Raw genomic sequence first — 17,503 nt, 5'->3', positions numbered from 1 at the left:
TCGCCCACCGAGGTGTGCAGATCGCCGCTTCGACTGGGGCTCTGCACCATCGATGACTCTGTCCGAGTGCGAATGACGGGGGTCCGTGTCACCCTGACTGCATGGGTTAACTCCCGGCCGGCGCTGGGCTCTGCCTCTCCCCTTCGTCTCTTCCCAGCCGGTGCAGCACTGACGGGATCGGGCAGGCTCGCCTGGCTAGCGCTACCGAGGGGTGGGTGCTTGCATGGCCCTCATGTCGACCCCATTCACGCCTCAGCCCTCCTCGCCCCGCGCGGAACCGCACGACAGCGCGATTTCAGGGCGGCTGAACTGGTTGCGAGCGGGCGTGCTCGGCGCGAACGACGGCATCGTCTCGGTCGCCGCTCTCGTCGTGGGTGTCGCCGGAGCGACGACCGCCACGGCACCGATCCTGACGGCGGGCGTCGCAGGGGTCGTCGGCGGTGCGATCTCGATGGCGCTCGGCGAGTACGTGTCGGTGAGCAGCCAGAGCGACAGCCAGCGCGCACTGATCGCGAAGGAGCGGGTCGAGCTGGCCGAGGATCCCGACGGGGAGCTCGAAGAACTCGCCTGGCTCTATCGAGCGCGTGGCCTGACCCCGGAGACAGCGCATCAGGTCGCCCGCGAGCTGACCGAGAACGACGCTCTGACCGCACATCTGGAAGCGGAGCTCGGATTGAACGAGGAAGCGGTCGCCAGCCCGCTCGCCGCCGCCGGCGCCTCGGCGCTGGCGTTCCTCCTGGGAGCCGTGCTGCCGCTGCTGGCGATCCTGCTCCCTCCGCCGGACTGGAGGGTTCCGGTGACCTTCGCCGTGGTGCTGATCGCCCTCGCCGCGACCGGATACATCAGCGCACGGGTCGGCGGCAGCCCGGCTCTGCGCCCGATGATCCGCATCGTCGTCGGCGGCGCTCTGGCCCTCGCGGCGACGTTCCTGATCGGCCTGCTGCTCGGCACGTCCGGCGCAGTCTGATGTCCCGGATCCTCGTCGTCGAAGACGACCCGCAGATGGGTGCCCTCGTCGAGCGGGGACTGCGGGAGGACGGCTACGACGTGCAGCTCGTCGACAACGGCGTCGACGCGCTGATCGCCTTCACCGCGGGAGACGTCGATGTCGCCGTCGTCGACGTGATGCTGCCAGGGATGACCGGGTTCGAGGTCTGCCGACGGATGCGGGAGTCGGGCAGCACCGTCCCGGTCGTGCTGATCACGGCGCGGGACGCCGTCGAGGACCGGATCTTCGGGCTGGACTCGGGCGCCGACGACTACGTCACCAAGCCGTTCCACTTCGGCGAGCTGAGCGCCCGGATCCGCGCACAGATCCGGCGCCGAGCCAGCGGCCCGCAGCCAGTGGTCCAGATCGGAGCGCTGCGCCTGGATGCCCTGTCCGTGCGCGCGACGGTCCGAGAGCGTCCCTTCGCGCTGAGTGTCAAGGAGCTCACGCTGCTGCGCTTCTTCGCCGTGCATCTCGATGAGGTACTGACCCGGACGGAGATCCTCGCCGAAGTGTGGGGGTCTACGGAGACGTTCGAGCCGACCCTCGTGGATCAGTACGTCAGCTACCTCCGCAAGAAGCTCGCCCTCGCCGACACAGGCCTCCGGATCACGACCGTCCGCGGCGCCGGATACCGGCTGGAGCGCGCCGAGTGAGGCTGCTGCGCTCCCTGTCGATCCGCTCCCGGATCACCCTCGGCAGCCTCCTCGTCGCGCTGATCGGGGTCGGCGTGATCACCCTCGTGCTGCACGGGCAGTTCCGCAGCATCGTCGTCGCGTCCGAGGTGACCCTCGCCGAGGGCGACCTCGCCCCGTATCTCGCCGATCTGGGATCGGACCCGACCGAGACCCCCGACCCTCCGGCCGAGGGGATCCTGATCTTCGCGCGCGCTCCCGGCGGAGCGGTCCCCGTCGATACGATGCCGCACGACGTCCACGAGGTTCTGGAGCGCAGCACCGGCAGCGACGGCACCTCGACGGTGATGACCGACGAGGACGTCCGGTTCACGATCGTCTCCCGGACCCTGGACACGAGTGCGGGCACGTGGGAGCTGTGGGCGGCTCGCAGCGGCGCCGGCAGCGACCTGACCGTCGCGGCCCTGGACCGGACGCTGCTCGTCAGCGCCGCGGCCCTCGTGATCCTGTCCGCCCTCGCCGCATGGCTGCTCACCGGCGCCGCCCTGCGTCCGGTCGAGCGGATGCGCCGCACCGCCGCGTCGCTCGGCGACCGGCACGGCGGCGAGCTTCCCGTAGGCCCGGCGACTGATGAGCTGTCGGATCTGGCGGAGACGTTGAACGCGTTCATCGCCCGGACGCGGGACACCGCCGATCGGGAGCGGCAGATGGTGTCCGCGGCAAGCCACGAGATCCGCACGCCGCTGGCAGTCGTCATCACCCAGCTCGAACTCGCGCACCGGCACTTCGGCGACGCGGACGCCCTCAAAGAAGAGATCCGCGCCGCCGAGGGGTCCCTCGCCCGCCTGTCCCGCCTGGCGACGAACCTCCTGGAGCTCTCCCGGCTGGACGCCGCCCCGCCCGTCACCGCGCGCGCGACGGCGAGCGAGCTGGAGACCGAGCTGATGGACTCCGTCGACCGGCTGAGGACGATCACCGGCGGCACCGGCCCCGACATCGAGCTCGATACCGCGATCGAGCGCGCCGACGCGCCCTACCCGCTCTCGGTGAGCGCGTTCTCGCGGATCCTCGACAATCTCGGCGCGAATGCGATCGCCGCAACACCTCCTGCCGGACGCATCACCCTCCTCCTCGAGCAGCACGATTCCACCCTCGAGCTGAGCGTCCGGGACACTGGGCACGGCATCCCGGAGGAGTTCGTGCCGCACGCGTTCGAGCGCTTCTCTCGACCCGACGAGGCGCGCACCAGCCGCGACGGCGGCAGCGGGCTCGGGCTCGCCCTCGTCGCAGCTCTCGTTGACACCGCGGACGGATCGGTCACCATCGAGAACTGTCGACCCGCCGGAGTGAGGGTGACGGTCGTGCTGCCCGAGCGGTGACATGTGAGACCTCGAACACGAATCGGACTCCGGCGGGGAATCGGCACGCATCCCTCATAGTCGACACCAAGACTCCCCCGCGACGGTAGGAGCGCGCCCCCGGAAACCCGAGGTCGGCGCATGCGACACCGACCGGAGGGCGCCGCCGTGAGCACCACGATCCAACCGACCAACGCACCCGCACCCCACGCGCCGACCACGCTGCGGCGGTCGCAGGCCGACCGCGAGCGATCCCTGCGTCGGCGCCTGCGTTCCGCGGACGCGCTCGTCACCGCCAGCTGGGTCTCGGTCGCCCTCGCCATCGCGCTCTACCTCGCAGCCGGCGGGCCCGCGGAGGCCACCGATATAGCCGGAGCTCTCACGGCCGCAGGGATCGTCGCCGGCCTCGTCGGCACCGACCTGATCCTGGTCATGCTCGTCCTCGCCGCCCGGATCCCCTGGATCGACCGCACCTTCGGCCAGGACACCGCGATGGCGCTGCACCGTCGCCTCGGCAAGCCCGCCCTGTCTCTGATCCTCGGGCACGGTGCCCTGCTCACCGTCGGATACGCCCTCACCGACGGGCTGACGCTGTGGAACGAGACACTCGCCCTGTACTCCGGCGCCGACATGCTCCTGGCGCTGCTCGGCAGCACCCTGCTGGTTCTCGTCGTCGTCACCTCCCTCGTCGCCGTGCGCCGCCGCTTCGCCTACGAGGCGTGGCACGCGATCCACCTCCTCAGCTACGCGGCCGTCCTCGTCGCCGTCCCCCACCAGCTCTCCGCCGGCCAGGTCCTCGCCGGGAGCACCCCGCAGCGCGTCTACTGGATCGCCCTCTACGTCCTGGCGTTCGGAGCGATCGCCTGGTTCCGGTTCGCGATACCGGTCCTCACGACGCTGCGGCACCGGATCCGGGTCGAGGCCGTCGAGACGATCGCCCCCGGCGTCTTCTCCATCCACCTCTCCGGCCGCGACCTCTCCCGCCTCGGCGTGATCGGCGGGCAGTACGCGATCTGGCGGTTCTGGAGCCACGGCACCTGGTGGCACGCCCACCCGATCTCCTTCTCCGCCGTCCCGACCGACACCCGCGCGCGGATCACCGTCCGCGCACTCGGAGCCGGGACCGACCGGCTCGCACGACTGCGCTCCGGGACCGCGGTCTCGACCGAGGGCCCTTACGGGATCTTCACCGACGTCGCCCGCACCGCCCCGCGCCTCGCGATCATCGCCGCCGGCATCGGCATCACCCCCGCTCGAGCGCTCCTCGAGCACGGCGGCCTGCGCCCCGGCGAGGCCACCGTCCTGCTGCGCGCCACCGACGACTCCCAGACCTACCTCTGGGACGAGACACAGACACTGGTCCGCAGCAGCCACGGCGCACTGTTCGGGATGATCGGCCGGCGGCCCGCAGGGCTCGCGACGTGGATGTCCGCCGAGTCCATCGCCCGCGGTGTGACGCTCGCCTCGGCGCTGCCGGGCCTGCTCGACTCCGACCTGTTCGTCTGCGGTCCCACCGCCTGGGCCGACCTCGTCGTCCGCGACGCGCGAGCGGCAGGCCTGCCCGACCGGCAGATCCACGTGGAGAGGTTCGACTGGTGAGAACACGAGCAGCAGTCGCCAGCGTCCTCGCCTCCCTCGCCGTCCTCGTCGGCGGCTGGCAGATGGGATCCGCCGGCGCCACCGGTTCCCCGCTCGCCACCGGGACGAGCGCCACCACAGCCACGGAAGGAGCGGCTCCCGCGGTGACCACGCCGACCCCGGCCGGCGCCCCCGCCTCGACGACGCCCTCCGCCGGCGCGCCCACCGACCCGTCGGCCGGTACGAGCTCGACGGCCACTGCGAGCCCGTCCGCCTCGGCCGACGGCACGTGGACCGGCTCATCTGTTCCGACTCGCTTCGGCGCTGTGCAGGTCGCGATCACCGTCGCCGGCGGGCAGATCACCGACGTCACGGCCGTGCACCTCACGGACAAGGACGGCCGGTCCGTGTCGATCTCGCACCGGGCCGCGCCGATCCTGCGTCAAGAAGTCCTCGCCGCCCAGTCCGCGAACGTGCAGGCGGTCAGCGGAGCGACCTACACCAGCGACGGGTACCTCACCTCCCTGCAATCGGCGATCGACCAGGCCGGACTCTGACCGTGCACACGTTCACGACGATGGGCACCGTCGTCAGCCTGCGCGCCGCCGACGACACCCCGGTCGGCGACGTCGAAGCCGTCTTCGCCGACGCCGACGCCCGCTTCAGCCTGTACCGGCCGGAGTCGGAGGCGTCCCGGATCGCCCGCGGCGAGCTCGCGCTGACGGCCGCGTCCGAGCAGATGCGGACCGCCTACACCGAATCGCTGCACTGGCGAACGGCGACGGACGGCGCCTTCACCCCGCACCGGCCCGACGGGGTCATCGACCTCGCCGGAACCGTCAAAGCGACCACCATGGCGCACGCGGCCCGGCTGCTCGGCGACGGCGAATGGCTCCTCGATGTCGGGGGAGACGTCCTCACCTCGCCCGCCGACAGCTGGACGATCGGGATCGTGGATCCCGGCGACCGGCAGGCGCTGCTCTGCATCGTCCCCCTCGGCGACGGTCGCCGCGCGATCGCCACCTCCGGGACCGCCGAACGCGGAGAGCACGTCTGGCGCCGACCTGCCGAGCCCGGTGACGTCCCCTTCGTGCAGGTGTCCGTGATCGCCGAGGACATCGTCACCGCCGACGTCCTCGCGACCGCGATCCTCGCCGGCGGCGTCGGGACGCTCGACACCGTCACCGACCGCTTCGACGTCGACGTCCTCACCATCGACGCCGCCGGTGCCCTTCTCGTGACCGACCGGCTCCGCCGCCTGATCGCACCGGCGAGCCGGCACACGTCCTGACTCCGCTCGGTCGGCTCCTCGCATATCGGCGGTGAAGCGGGGAGTCGGCTCGGAGGACGGGCGAGTGATCGTTCGAGGGCTCACACGAATACGTCCAACGGCAGAGCGCGCAGGGCGGGGCGCGTTAGCGTCACGAGGACAGCCCCCCTCTCGACCGAAGGCGCCCCCGATGAACGACTGGCAGATCAACGGCCTCCCCCTCCACCCGCTCCTCGTGCACGCCGTCGTGGTTCTGCTCCCCCTCGCCGCACTGATGCTCATCCTCGGCAGCCTCTGGCCGGCCGCCCGCCGCAAGTTCGGGATCCTCACCCCGATCATCGCCCTCGCCGCGCTGATCGCCGTCCCGCTCACCACGCAGGCCGGTGAAGCGCTCGAACGACAGACGGAGCCGTCCGCGATCCTCGAGAAGCACACCGAGCTCGGCGACCACCTGCTCCCCTGGGCTGCCGGCCTGTTCCTCGTCGCCCTGGTCCAGTGGCTCTGGTTCCGCCGCACGCGACGAACCGAGGACCGAGCCGCCACCACCCGCCGCCCCCTCGTCGGAATCGTGCTCGCCGTCGCAGCGATCGCCATCTCCGTCGGAGCGACCATCGACGTCATCCGCATCGGCGACTCCGGCGCGCAAGCCGTCTGGTCCGACTCCACCTCGAGCACCAGCACCGATCAGGCACCCGCGCCCGACAGCGACGACGACTGACCGACCCGCTCTCGGGCACTGCCCTCTCCGGCTGACACCGCCCCCTCTTCGCAGGAGGATGGTGTGAGTGCCTCAGCACTCGACGCCATCTGCGAGGTCCTCGGCTGCCAGGTGGGCGACATCCTGACTCACGTGCCGGACGACGTCGGGAGCAGTACGGATCGGCTCGGTGACCGAGCGGCCCGCTGACACGTCGCACCTCGGTGGTCGACTGGTCACCGCGGGCGTCGTCCAGCTGGTGGCCGTCGTCGCGCTCAATGTGCTGGGGCCGATCGTGCCCGTCTGAAGGATCTCCGGCCCGAGCGCTCAGGGTCCACTGCGGTCCCCGATCTGTCGCCTCTGCTCGGCTGGGCGATCGCCGCGGCGGTGTTCCTCGTCTGGGCCTGGTCGACGGCGTGGCCGGCCGGCCCGGAACGCACCCGCGACCTCGCCCGCCACGAGGACCGGTCCCGGAAGCTGGTCGACTCGCTCACCATCGCCGCCACCTTCTTCAGCCTCGTCCTCGTGGTCGTCGCGCTCCTCCGCAGCCAGCAGAAGGACCCCGTCGGATCCGCGGCCGCGATCCTGGCGGTCGTCGGGATCGTCGCGGCCTGGGCGCTCGTCAACACCGTCTACGCCTTCAAGTACGCGCTCATGTACTACCTCGACGACCGCCACCGCTTCGACTTCGACCAGGACGAGGACCCGTCCTACAGCGACTTCGCCTACACCGCGTTCTCGATCGGGATGGCCTACAGCGCGAGCAGCATCACCCAGTCCTCCACCCCCTCACGCCGCGTAGCCCTGGCCCACGCCCTGCTGTCCTACTTCTTCGGCACCTTCGTCGTCGCTGTCGCCATCAACCTCATCACCGGCCTCACCCAGGGAGGGTGAGGAGTGCCGCACATCCTCAGGCAGGCGTGTCGGAGCTCGATACTGATGTCATGGCATCACCGCTCGTCTCCGACGTCGCTCACTCCGGTCTCACCGTGGCCGACCTCGACGACGCGCTGGTGCTGTGGTGCTCCGGTCTCGGGTTCGTGCTCGAGCGCACCTTCACGCTCGACGTGGACCTCACGGCGGCGACCACCGGCGTCCGTGGAGCCGTGATCCGCGCAGCGACGGTGACACTCGGCCCCCACCGGGTGGAGCTGCTGCAGTACGACCCGCCCCGACAGCTCGAGTCCGCCGGCTCGCCCGCGCAGGTCGGCACGGTGCACATCGCGCTCACGGTCTCGGACCTCGATCGTGTCCTCGAGCTCTGCGCTGGACACGGTTGGAGACCGGTCGGGACACCTCACCGGATGACCGCTGGCGCCCGAGCCGGCACGCGCATCATCTACCTCGAAGGTGCCCTCGGCGGATTCCTCGAACTGATCGCGCCCCCGCAGCTCCCGTAGGCCGCGTCAGCCCATCGCGTTGAGCGCCCGACCTCTCAGCCCGCCAGCCTCGCCATCCACTCCTCCACCGCGTCGGGCGTGCGCGGCATCGCCGCCGAGAGCAGGATCGACGACGTCTCCGTGACCACGAGGTCGTCCTCGATCCGGATGCCCAGGCCCCGCAGCTCGGCGGGGACCGTCAGGTCGCCCGGCTGGAAGTAGAGGCCCGGCTCCACGGTGAGCGTGTGGCCGGCCGCGAGCACTCCGCCGAGATACGTCTCGTGCGGAGCGTGGTTGCAGTCGTGCACGTCCATCCCGAGCATGTGCCCGGCGCGGGAGATGCTCCACCGGCGGTGGTACGACGCGGACGGGGCCATGGCCTCGTCGACGGAGCAGCGGATCAGGCCGAGGTCGATCAGCCCCTCGGTGAGGGCTCGCCCGCACGCGTCCTGGTAGTCCTGGAAGCGCACTCCCGCGCGCAGGGAGTCGATGCCGGCCTGCTGCGCGCGCAGCACGATCGAGTACACGTCCCGCTGCAGCGGGGTGAACTCGCCGCTGACCGGGAAGGTGCGGGTGATGTCGGCGGCGTAGAGCGAGGGCAGCTCGACGCCCATGTCCATCAGGACGAGGTCGCCGTCGGCGAGGGGCCCGGTGTTCCGCGTGTAGTGGAGGGTCGTGGCGTGCGCTCCCGAGGCGACAACCGATCCGTAGGCCGGCCCCTGTCCCTCGACCAGGGCGCGGCGGGCGAAGGTGCCCTCGAGGTAGCGCTCGCCGCGGGGCATCGCGCGGGCGACCTGCCACGCCTCGAGGCAGTCGTCGAAGCCCCGCGCCGTGCCGTCGACGGCGAGCTGCAGCCGTCCGATCTCCCAGTCGTTCTTGATCAGGCGCAGCTCGTCGAGCGTCGACTTGAGCACGAGGTGCGGTCCGAGCTCCGGTCCGCAGATGCTCCGCACCAGCTCGTCGACGCTCTCGTCGAGGGTGGGCAGGACCCGGATGCGCCGGGCCCGCCGCGCAGCCCGCTCCACGTCGCGGGTGAAGTCGGCCAGCGGCCGGGTCTCGATGCCCAGTGCTGCCTGCGTCTCGGTGAGCGACGGCCGCGGACCGACCCAGAGGTCGCCGAGCGCGTCGTTCTGCCAGAACTCGTCGCCGTCGCGGCCGAAGGGAGCACGCAGGTACAGGATCGAGCCGGCCTCCCCTCCCGTCGTGTCGACGACGAGCACGCTCTCGGCGACTCCGTTGCCCGTCAGCCACACGTGGTCGGTGCCCGGGCGGAAGCGGTGGTCGCTGTCGTTCGAGCGCACCCGCGGCAGGCCGGCGGGGATGATCAGCAGCTCGGCGGGCAGCGCCTGCGCCAGTCGCGACCGGCGCTCCGCGGTGTAGGCGAGCACCGGGTCGTCGGGGTCGATCACCGGCTCCGGATCGGCCCAGCCGGCGGTCATGAACGCGCCGTCCCCGGGGAGCGGGCTGCGGTTCACGGCCCTCGGCATGCTCCAGAGTGCGGACTCCTCGGCCCGGGCCTCCTCCACCGCGCTCACGCGCCCGTCCGCTCCAGCGCGTCGGGCAGCTCCTCGAGCCAGGCCGCCCGGTCGGAGTCGAGCGGGGCCAGCGGCAGCCGCCCCAGCCCGTCCGGCAGCGGGATCGCCGCGAGCAGCGCCCGCGTGTACGGGTGCAGCGGGCTCTGCCACACCGTCTCGGTGTCCCCCGACTCCATGACCCGGCCGCGGTACATCACGAGCACCCGGTCGGCGATGCGCCGGACCACCGAGAGGTCGTGCGAGATGAACAGCATGCCCGCGCCGGCCTCGACGCTGAGCGAGCGCATCAGCGCGGCGACGCTCGTCTGGGTCGAGGCGTCGAGGGCCGAGATCGGCTCGTCGGCCACGAGCATCCGCGGCCGCGCCGCGAGGGCCCGCGCGATGGCGATGCGCTGCTTCTGGCCGCCGGAGAACTCGTGCGGGAACCGGCTCGCCATCGCCGGGTCGAGCCCGACGCGGCGCAGCCAGTCGGCCGGATCCGAGCCCTCGGCGCCCCGGGCGAGCGCCGCCCGGACGCCGTCGCCGATCTGCTCGCCGATGCGGCGACGGGGGTTGAGCGAGGAGTTCGGGTCCTGGAAGACCATCTGCACGCCGGTCATCGCCGGACTGCGCCGACGGAGTCCGAGCGCGGGCACGTCGACGCCGTTCAGGCGAACATCGCCGCCGCGGCGCTTCTCGATGCCGACCACCGCGCGCGCGAGGCTCGACTTTCCGCAGCCGCTCTCGCCGACCAGCGCCACGACCTCGCCGGCCGCCACCCGGAAGCCGACCCCGTCGACGGCACGCAACGGCGGTCGCCGCCCGTACTCGACCACGATGCCATCGGCCTCGAGAACCACTCCCGCGCTCATCGCGCACCCCTCTCGACGTCGCCTGCCGTGGCCGCGCCCGGATCGTCCGCGGCGGCGGCCCTCTCGTGCCCCTCGACGAGCTCGGCGACCAGCTCCTCCGGGCTCTCCTCGAAGCTCGAGCCGGGCAGAGCCGCGAGTAGCGCCCGCGTGTACTCGTCCTCGGGCGCGGTGAACAGCCGCTCCCGCGGAGCCGACTCCACGACGAGCCCCTGGCGCATCACCGTCACCTCGTCGGCCACGGCGCTCATCACGCCGAGATCGTGGGTGACGAGCAGGATGCTCAGCCCGCCGTCGTCGACCAGCTCCCGCAGCAGCTGCAGCACTCCGGCCTGCACGGTCACGTCGAGCGCGGTCGTCGGCTCGTCGGCCAGCAGCACGGAGGGCTCGCACGCGAGCGCCACCGCGACCGCGATGCGCTGCCGCTGACCGCCGGAGAACTGGTGGGGATAGCGCCCGAGGGAGGCCCGGGCGTCCGGCACCCGCACCCGCTCGAGCAGGGCCTCGGCCCTGGACCGCGCGGCCTCCTTGCCGAGACCGAGGTGGTGGCGCAGGTGGTCGGTGAGCTGGCGGCCCACGGTGAGCTGCGGGTGCAGGCTCGTCGACGGGTCCTGGAAGATCATGGCGACCCGGCGTCCGCGCACCGCGCCGAGCACCTGCCGGGACGCGCCGACGAGCTCCGTCGTGCCGTCGCCGGTGTCGTCGGCGAGGCGGATGCTCCCGCTGGCCGTCATCGATCCGGGCAGCAGTCCGAGCACCGCCAGGGCGGTCATCGTCTTGCCCGAGCCCGACTCGCCGGCGAGGCCATGGATGCCGCCGCGGCGCAGCGCCAGATCGATGCCGTCCACGACGGCGTGGCTGCGGGTGCGGATGCGCAGCCCGCTGATGGTCAGTGCGTCGCTCACAGCGTGGCGCCTCCTCCGCGGATCGTCTGCGACCGCGGGTCCAGGGCGTCGCGCAGGGCGTCGCCGACGAAGTTGAACGCGATGACGACGGTGAGGATGGCCAGGCCCGGGAAGACCCCGATCCACCACGCATCGAAGTTCTGGATGGCGTCCGACACCATCGAGCCCCACTCGGCGGTCGGCGGCTTCGCGCCGAGCCCGAGGAACGACAGGCCCGACAGCAGGAGGATGGCCGTGCCGATGTCGAGGCTCGCCAGGACGAGCACCGGGCCGACGATGTTGGGCGCGATGTCGCGGACGAGGGAGCGCAGCGGCGAGAAGCCGAGCAGCTGGCCGGACACGACGTAGTTCGACGAGCGGAGGCCGAGGACGAGACCGCGGGTCAGCCGGGCGTAGGACGGCCATGACACGATCAGCGCCGCGAGCACCGCGTTCAGGAGCGACGCTCCGAGCGCGGCCGCGATCACCATCGCCAGGATGACCGTGGGGAACGCCATCACGAGATCGGTGATGCGCATCGCGACCTCGTCGACCGCACGGCCGAGGAATCCGGCGACGGATCCGACGATCGCGCCGATCAGCACCGACATCACGACGAGCAGCAGGGCGAGCGGGATCGTGACCCGGGCACCCCAGATCACCCGCGAGAACATGTCCCGGCCGAGCGCGTCGGTCCCCATCAGCGTGCCCTCGCCGGGCGCCTGGAGGAGGGGCAGGTCCTGCGCGAGCGGATCGTGCGGGGCGATGACGGGGGCGAGCACGGCGATGAGGATCCAGAGCACGCCGACGGCGGCGCCGAGGAGTCCGAGCGGCGCCGACCAGCGGCCCAGGCGCAGGCGGGGGCGGCGCAGGCGGAGGCCGGGGGCGGCGACCGGGTCGAGCACTCCGGCACCGACGCCGTCGCGCGGACCGGCCGGAGCGCCGTCGCGCGGGTCGGACCGGGTGGTTCGCGGATCCGTCACGAGGCCAGCCTCACTCTCGGGTCGAGCACGCCGTACAGCAGGTCGACGATCAGGTTCACGAGCAGGTACATCACGCCGATGAGCAGGCCGACGCCCATGATGCCGCGCAGGTCGAGGTGCGACGCGGCCTGGTAGGCGTAGGAGCCGATCCCGGGCCAGCCGAAGACCGCCTCGACGAGCACGGTGCCGCTGAGCAGGCTGCCGAAGGCGAGGCCCACGACGGTGAGGATCGGGATGCTCGCCCCGCGCAGCACGTAGGAGAAGGTGACCGCGCGGTTCGGCAGCCCCTTCGCGCGGGCGGCCCGCACGTAGTCCTGGTCGAGGATCTCGAGCACCGCGGTGCGCACGAACCGGGTCAGCAGGCCCACCGTGTAGAGCGTCAGGACGAGGACGGGGAGGAAGAGGTGCGACGCCGCGTCGAGGAAGGTGTCGAGCTGGCCGGCGAGCAGGGCGTCGACCGTGTAGAGGCCCGTCACCGTCGGCGGCGTGGTGAAGTCGCTGCTCAGCCGGCCGGATCCCGGCGCGATCCGGAGCTGGAAGTAGAGGACGTAGTAGAGGACCAGCGCGAGCCAGAAGGTCGGCACGCTGAGGCCGGCCAGCGACACGACGCGCAGAACGTGGTCGGAGGCCCTGCCGCGCCGGTAGGCGGCGACGGTGCCGAACAGCACGCCGACGATCACGCTGAGCACGATGGCGCCGAAGGCGATCTCGAGGGTGGCCGGCAGCGCCTTCGCCAGGTCGGCGACCACCGGGTTGTGCGTGGTGGTGGAGACGCCGAGGTCGCCGTGCAGCAGGTTGCCGAGATAGGTGAAGTACTGCACGACGAGCGGCTGGTCGAGACCGTACTGGGCGCGGAACTGCGCGACGATCTCCGGATCCTCCGCAGCGCGCTGGCCGAGAGCGGCCGCCACGGGGTCGCCCGGCACGAGGTTGGTCAGGATGAAGGTGACGAGGGTCACGCCCACCACCAGCAGCAGCGAGGTGAGCACGCGGCGGAGCGCGTAGCGGAGGAACGGGTGGGCCGCCCGGCCCCCGCGCTGACGCGGGGTCCGGACGGCCGTCGTGGTGGTGGACACGGGCTACTGCGCGGTGAGGGCCGCGATGTCGATGGTCCACACCGCGTTGTAGACGACACCCGAGACGTCCTTCGCCGCGGCGATGTTGTTGCCGGGCTGGAGCAGCGGGATGAAGGGGCCGTCGGCGTTCAGCGCGGTCTGCAGCTCCTCGAAGCGCGACTGGCGCTCGTCGTCGCTGCCGCCGGTGGCCGCGGCGTCGGCCAGCGCCGAGATCGCGGGGGCCGCACCGTCGGTCCAGCCGGAGCGGAGACCCACGACGTCGCCCGGGGTGAAGACGAGGTAGTCGCTCGGGTCCGGGTAGTCCGGGCCCCAGTACCAGAGGCCCATGGTCTCGGTGCCGTTGCGGTAGGCGTCGAGCTCGGTGGCGACGGGGGCCGGGGCGAGCTCGACGGTGATGCCGGCGTCCTTCAGCTGCGACTGGATGCGCTGCGCGATGGTCGGGAAGTCGATGCCGTTCAGGCTGATGTCGCTCGGGAAGTTGAGCGTCACGGACTCGCCGGCGTAGCCGCTCTTCGCGAGGTCAGCCTTCGCGGCGTCGAGGTCCTGGGTGAGCGCGCCGCTCTCGGGCAGGGCGCCGAGCAGCATGCTCGGGATGACGCCGGACGCCTGGGCGGTGCCGTTGCCTGCGATCGAGACGAGGTCGTCGTAGTCGACGGCCTCCTTCACGGCCTTCACGAAGTCGGGGTTCGACGTGATCGCCGAGACGCTCGGGTTCTGGTTGAGCAGCAGGAAGATCACGTTCGCCGACGGGTCGCTGGTCACCGCGACCGAGTCGCCGAGCGCCTCCGCCTGAGTGCCCGAGAGGTCCAGCGCCACATCGGCGCTGCCGCCCTCGACGTTGATCTTCTGGGTCGCACCCTCGACGTTCTGGATGACCACGCGGCCGTAGCCCGGGGCGTCGCCGTCGTAGTTCTCGTTCGCGGTCAGCACGACCTGCGAGGCGAGGTCGAGCGTGTCGAGCACGTACGGGCCGGAGCCGGCGGAGGTGGTGTTGAGGAACGTCTCGGCGGTGTCGGTCTCGTCGGTGGTGCCGCCGTTCTCCTTCACGACCTTCGAGTTCAGGATGCCGAGCGCCGGGTTCGCCAGGATCGCCGGCAGGGCGGGCGTGGGGTTCTCGGTGGTCAGCGCCACCGTCGTGTCGTCCTTCTTCGTGACGGTGACGCCGTCGAGGAGGAACGAGGGGTTGCCCTTGAGGCCGATCACGCGCTGCAGCGAGAACACCACGTCGTCGGCGGTCATCGCGGTGCCGTCCGAGAAGGTGTGCTCGCCGTTCAGGGTGAGGGTGAAGGTCTTCGCGTCGTCGGACTGCTCGAGGCTCGCGAGGCCGTCGACGACCTGCGAGACGTCGCCGCCCTCGAAGGTGAGGAGGGTCTCGTAGAGCGCCTTGTCGACCATCTGGCCGGTCGGCTCGTACATGCGGCCCGGGTCGGCGGTCTTCAGATCGAACGCCTTGTTGATGGTGAGCGTCGCGCTGCTGCCGTCGGCGGTGTCGACGCGGCCCGAGGAGCAGCCCGCCACCAGAAGGGCGAGGGAGACCGCCGCAGCGGCGATCACCACTCGCGTCGGGGCGGAGCGCGGGGTGCGGGTGGAGCGGACAACCATGGAGGCCTCCTGGCGAGGGTTCGGCTGGACGTGTTGCGAAACGATGGCACATCGCGACGCACTCCGTTTCCAGAGGGCCGCTATCGTGGACGAACTGCCGCCCGCAGCGACGAAGGAGTGGATTATGTCGATCACCGATCCGGCCGCCGGTGCGGTCGCTGGACAAAGCGCGGGCGGGCTCGACGACCTCAATCTGCGCATCCTCGCCGTCCTGCGCGAGAACGGGCGCATCTCGATGTCCGCCCTGGCCGAGCGGGTGAACGTCTCGCGGGCGAGCGTCTACAACCGGGTCGAGCAGCTGACCGCATCCGGCGTCATCACCGGATTCTCGGCCCTGGTCGATCCGGGAAAGGTGGGGCTCGACGTCTGCGCCCTGGTGTTCGTGACGGTGCATCCGCAGTCGTGGCACCGGTTCCGCGAGGGCATCCTCCAGATGCCCGACGTGGAGTACTGCTGCATCACGACCGGCGAGCACGACGCGATGCTCCTGGTCCGCTCGCTCGACATCGGCGGCGTGCACGACTTCGTCACCGGCGTGGTCGCGGCCCGGCCCGAGGTGAAGTCGGTGGTCTCGGTCGTCGTGCTCGACGAGGTGGTGCGCAAGGCCTACCTGCTGCCCTCCGACATCCCCGACCGCTCCGGATCGACGAACCGGCTCGGCATGACGCGGTTCACCACCGCGGGGAACGGCCGCGACGCGGCGCGCTGAGCGTCAGACCTCGACGCAGATACTGACGTGGTCGTCGCCGTCGATCTCGAACTCCTCGACGAGCCGCAGCAGGCCCTCCCCGTCGAGCTCGACGCGGCTGCCGCCGGTGCCGCTGACCACGGTCCCGCCGTCGATCAGCTGGTGCACGAACGAGACCTGCAGGGCGTCGCCGGTGCGCGTGCCCACGAACCGGCCGAAGGTCACGGTGTCGCCGACGTAGTCGCCCCAGACCACTCCGTCGCGCTCGGAGTAGTGGAACCGCGACGGCGACTCCGGGTCGACCGCACTGTTGGTCGAGGAGGTCATCACGAACTCGCGGCCGTCGAGACTGGGGGCGGTGGTGGCGTCGTTCACGTCATGGAGTATGCCGGAGAGGTCGAGGTGTCCTGGCCGCACGCCGGTTTCGTCTCGTTCTTCGGGTCCGCGACCCCCGGGGCTGGACGAAAGCGCCGTCTGCGGGTCTCTCGACGGTCCATTCGTCTGCGATCCTCCGCCGCCCGTCCCGATCCACCGAGCGACTCCGGGATCGGACGGGCGATCTCCGCGGACAGGCGGCGGCGAGGCGTCCGGACTTCCCTTGCCGCCTCGATACTCCATCGGCTCGTCCGTGATCGGAAACTTTCCCGTACTCTCAGGACCCGTACGGGGAATGAACCGGGGGCTCATTCGCATCCGGTTCGAATTCGACATCTTGGGGGCTCAATGGATCCGCAGCAATCGGTGAACAGTGATCGCGCCGTGTGCGCCCACGCGAGGAGCGGCGGATGACCGGGTCGAGTGCGACCGGCGCCGTGGTGAAGCGCCCCGAGTCGCGGGAGTGGATCGACTTCGCCAAGGGCGTCGCGATCAGCCTCGTCGTGCTCTACCACTCGTCGTTGTTCCTCGGATTCTTCGACCTCGCGGGGTACGTCCCGAAGCTCCGGACCGTGCTCCTCTACTTCCCCATGCCCGTGTTCTTCTTCATCGCGGGCCTCACGGCCGCCCGGATGCTGACGTGGACGTTCGCCGAACTGTGGCGCCGCAGAGTCCTCGCGCTGGTGTATCTCTACCTGCTGTGGTCGTTCATCCGGGTCGTCTTCTACCTCATCGTCCCGTTCTCACGGTCGGAGGCGACCTCGCCGACGGACCCGCTCAACGTGCTGGTGCTCCCCATCCTGCCGTCGAGCAGCTACTGGTTCATCTGGGCTCTCGCGATCTTCAGCATCCTCGCCTGGCTGATCCGCAAGGTGCCCCGATGGATCCAGCTCTCGGTGGCCGGGCTGCTGGCCGTCGCGGCGACGACCACCGGCCTGCTGGACACCGACAACATCGGCTGGGACCGGGTGCTCCAGAACTTCATCTTCTTCCTCGTGGCGATGTTCATCCCCCGCACGTTCTACCGCTTCGCCGCTCGCGTGAAGCTCTGGCAGGCGCTCGCGCTCGCGGTGGCCTACCTCGGCATCATCGCGGTGATCGTCGCCTTCGACGCCAACCGCATTCCGGGCGTCATCCTGATCGCCAGTTCGGTCGCGATCATCGCAGGCATCGCCGGCTCCCAGTACCTCGTCAAGGTCCGCGCACTGAAGATCTTCGTCACCATGGGGCAGCAGAGCTTCCAGATCTATCTCCTGCACCTCTTCGTGATCGCGGTCGTCGTCGCATTCGTCCCCCTGCTCGGCGAGACGAATGTCCCACCCCTTCCGGCGACGGTCTTCCCGGTCGCCCTGACGGTGTTCTCCCTCTGGGCGTCGCTGTTCATCTTCCAGTCGCTGCGGCGCTTCTCCTGGCTGTGGGTGAGCCCGTTCAGCACCGGCAAGTCCCAGAAGAAGCGCCTCGCCGCCAGGAATGCGAGATCAGCCGAGGTCCAGCCCACCGCGGTCGAGTCCGCAGCTCCTGTCGCCCCGGCCGATGAGCCCGCTGACGCGGGGACTGCGGGCAGACCGGAGAAGGACTGACCAGCGAGCACCTCCCGGGCGACTCCC

Annotated in this window: 19 protein-coding genes; 12 read left to right on the top strand and 7 right to left on the bottom strand. The window is 71.0% G+C overall.

The annotated features are described in order from the left end of the window. The first annotated feature begins 232 nt into the window (after positions 1-232). The 10 genes from C5C99_RS05955 to C5C99_RS05910 all read left to right on the top strand — a co-directional run bounded on the left by C5C99_RS05955 (position 233) and on the right by C5C99_RS05910 (position 7,926). The gene (locus tag C5C99_RS05955) at positions 233-967 is read left to right on the top strand and encodes a VIT1/CCC1 transporter family protein (RefSeq protein WP_258063407.1); all 735 of its coding nucleotides are present in this window, start codon (positions 233-235) and stop codon (positions 965-967) included. After that, positions 967-1,644: a response regulator transcription factor gene (locus C5C99_RS05950; RefSeq protein ID WP_104226516.1), complete on the top strand. Its 678-nt coding sequence runs from the start codon at positions 967-969 to the stop codon at positions 1,642-1,644. The genes C5C99_RS05955 and C5C99_RS05950 overlap by 1 nt, the downstream gene beginning before the upstream one ends. Beyond that, positions 1,641-3,002, top strand: coding sequence for a cell wall metabolism sensor histidine kinase WalK (locus tag C5C99_RS05945; protein WP_104339775.1), 1,362 nt, complete (start codon positions 1,641-1,643; stop codon positions 3,000-3,002). The genes C5C99_RS05950 and C5C99_RS05945 overlap by 4 nt, the downstream gene beginning before the upstream one ends. A gap of 147 nt (positions 3,003-3,149) precedes the next feature. Beyond that, positions 3,150-4,580, top strand: a complete 1,431-nt coding sequence (locus C5C99_RS05940) for a ferredoxin reductase family protein (RefSeq protein ID WP_258063644.1) — start codon at positions 3,150-3,152, stop codon at positions 4,578-4,580. Further along, positions 4,577-5,116 carry an FMN-binding protein gene (locus C5C99_RS05935; RefSeq protein WP_258059424.1) on the top strand — a complete coding sequence of 180 codons (540 nt, stop codon included), beginning with the start codon at positions 4,577-4,579 and terminating at the stop codon, positions 5,114-5,116. The genes C5C99_RS05940 and C5C99_RS05935 overlap by 4 nt, the downstream gene beginning before the upstream one ends. Positions 5,117-5,118: 2 nt before the next feature. After that, positions 5,119-5,850, top strand: a complete 732-nt coding sequence (locus C5C99_RS05930; protein WP_258059425.1) for an FAD:protein FMN transferase — start codon at positions 5,119-5,121, stop codon at positions 5,848-5,850. A 169-nt stretch (positions 5,851-6,019) separates the two neighbouring features. Then, the gene (locus C5C99_RS05925) at positions 6,020-6,547 is read left to right on the top strand and encodes a DUF2231 domain-containing protein (protein WP_104226519.1); all 528 of its coding nucleotides are present in this window, start codon (positions 6,020-6,022) and stop codon (positions 6,545-6,547) included. Positions 6,548-6,610: 63 nt separating this feature from the next. Next, positions 6,611-6,736 (top strand): helix-turn-helix transcriptional regulator, encoded by a 126-nt coding sequence (locus C5C99_RS17665; RefSeq protein WP_181065426.1) that lies wholly within the window; start codon positions 6,611-6,613, stop codon positions 6,734-6,736. A gap of 93 nt (positions 6,737-6,829) precedes the next feature. Continuing rightward, on the top strand, positions 6,830-7,420 hold the full coding sequence (locus C5C99_RS05915; protein ID WP_104226521.1) for a DUF1345 domain-containing protein: 591 nt from the start codon (positions 6,830-6,832) through the stop codon (positions 7,418-7,420). Between the two features lie 50 nt (positions 7,421-7,470). Next, entirely contained in the window at positions 7,471-7,926 is a 456-nt protein-coding gene (locus C5C99_RS05910; RefSeq protein ID WP_104226522.1) for a VOC family protein, read from the top strand. A 35-nt stretch (positions 7,927-7,961) separates the two neighbouring features. On the opposite strand, the gene C5C99_RS05905 is transcribed toward C5C99_RS05910, so the two are convergent. From C5C99_RS05905 to C5C99_RS05880, 6 genes are read right to left on the bottom strand one after another with little or no spacing between them, the layout of a single operon-like run. After that, positions 7,962-9,440, bottom strand: a complete 1,479-nt coding sequence (locus C5C99_RS05905; protein WP_219813608.1) for an aminopeptidase P family protein — start codon at positions 9,438-9,440, stop codon at positions 7,962-7,964. Beyond that, positions 9,437-10,291: an ATP-binding cassette domain-containing protein gene (locus C5C99_RS05900; RefSeq protein ID WP_104339773.1), complete on the bottom strand. Its 855-nt coding sequence runs from the start codon at positions 10,289-10,291 to the stop codon at positions 9,437-9,439. Before C5C99_RS05900 ends, C5C99_RS05905 begins: the two co-directional genes overlap by 4 nt. Then, entirely contained in the window at positions 10,288-11,193 is a 906-nt protein-coding gene (locus tag C5C99_RS05895; RefSeq protein WP_104339772.1) for an ABC transporter ATP-binding protein, read from the bottom strand. Before C5C99_RS05895 ends, C5C99_RS05900 begins: the two co-directional genes overlap by 4 nt. Continuing rightward, positions 11,190-12,155 (bottom strand): ABC transporter permease, encoded by a 966-nt coding sequence (locus C5C99_RS05890; RefSeq protein WP_258063643.1) that lies wholly within the window; start codon positions 12,153-12,155, stop codon positions 11,190-11,192. The genes C5C99_RS05895 and C5C99_RS05890 overlap by 4 nt, the downstream gene beginning before the upstream one ends. Further along, positions 12,152-13,231: an ABC transporter permease gene (locus C5C99_RS05885; protein ID WP_104226525.1), complete on the bottom strand. Its 1,080-nt coding sequence runs from the start codon at positions 13,229-13,231 to the stop codon at positions 12,152-12,154. Before C5C99_RS05885 ends, C5C99_RS05890 begins: the two co-directional genes overlap by 4 nt. A 3-nt stretch (positions 13,232-13,234) precedes the next feature. Further along, a complete protein-coding gene (locus C5C99_RS05880; RefSeq protein WP_104339771.1) occupies positions 13,235-14,833 on the bottom strand; it encodes an ABC transporter substrate-binding protein in 1,599 nt (532 codons plus the stop codon). Positions 14,834-14,957: 124 nt separating this feature from the next. Here C5C99_RS05880 and C5C99_RS05875 point away from each other — a divergent pair, with 124 nt between their 5' ends. Continuing rightward, complete coding sequence (locus C5C99_RS05875) at positions 14,958-15,542, top strand: Lrp/AsnC family transcriptional regulator (protein WP_104223259.1); 585 nt, start codon at positions 14,958-14,960, stop codon at positions 15,540-15,542. A gap of 3 nt (positions 15,543-15,545) precedes the next feature. Here the strand turns inward: C5C99_RS05875 and C5C99_RS05870 are convergent, their stop codons facing one another. Continuing rightward, positions 15,546-15,896: a hypothetical protein gene (locus tag C5C99_RS05870; RefSeq protein WP_258060307.1), complete on the bottom strand. Its 351-nt coding sequence runs from the start codon at positions 15,894-15,896 to the stop codon at positions 15,546-15,548. A gap of 410 nt (positions 15,897-16,306) precedes the next feature. On the opposite strand from C5C99_RS05870, the gene C5C99_RS05865 reads away from it, so the two are divergent. Continuing rightward, positions 16,307-17,476 carry an acyltransferase gene (locus C5C99_RS05865; RefSeq protein WP_104260246.1) on the top strand — a complete coding sequence of 390 codons (1,170 nt, stop codon included), beginning with the start codon at positions 16,307-16,309 and terminating at the stop codon, positions 17,474-17,476. The last annotated feature ends 27 nt before the right edge of the window (positions 17,477-17,503 follow it).

Source organism: Rathayibacter sp. AY1C4, from assembly GCF_002932195.1.
Taxonomy (GTDB): Bacteria; Actinomycetota; Actinomycetes; order Actinomycetales; family Microbacteriaceae; genus Rathayibacter.
This window is presented reverse-complemented; position numbering and strand designations above follow the sequence as displayed.

Bases quoted from the DNA above. Each gene is read 5' to 3' on its own strand.
- C5C99_RS05955 (WP_258063407.1), top strand. From the start codon at position 233: ATGTCGACCCCATTCACGCCTCAGCCCTCCTCGCCCCGCGCGGAACCG.
- C5C99_RS05950 (WP_104226516.1), top strand. From the start codon at position 967: ATGTCCCGGATCCTCGTCGTCGAAGACGACCCGCAGATGGGTGCCCTC.
- C5C99_RS05925 (WP_104226519.1), top strand. From the start codon at position 6,020: ATGAACGACTGGCAGATCAACGGCCTCCCCCTCCACCCGCTCCTCGTG.
- C5C99_RS05910 (WP_104226522.1), top strand. From the start codon at position 7,471: ATGGCATCACCGCTCGTCTCCGACGTCGCTCACTCCGGTCTCACCGTG.
- C5C99_RS05900 (WP_104339773.1), bottom strand. From the start codon at position 10,291: ATGAGCGCGGGAGTGGTTCTCGAGGCCGATGGCATCGTGGTCGAGTAC.
- C5C99_RS05880 (WP_104339771.1), bottom strand. From the start codon at position 14,833: ATGGTTGTCCGCTCCACCCGCACCCCGCGCTCCGCCCCGACGCGAGTG.
- C5C99_RS05875 (WP_104223259.1), top strand. From the start codon at position 14,958: ATGTCGATCACCGATCCGGCCGCCGGTGCGGTCGCTGGACAAAGCGCG.
- C5C99_RS05865 (WP_104260246.1), top strand. From the start codon at position 16,307: ATGACCGGGTCGAGTGCGACCGGCGCCGTGGTGAAGCGCCCCGAGTCG.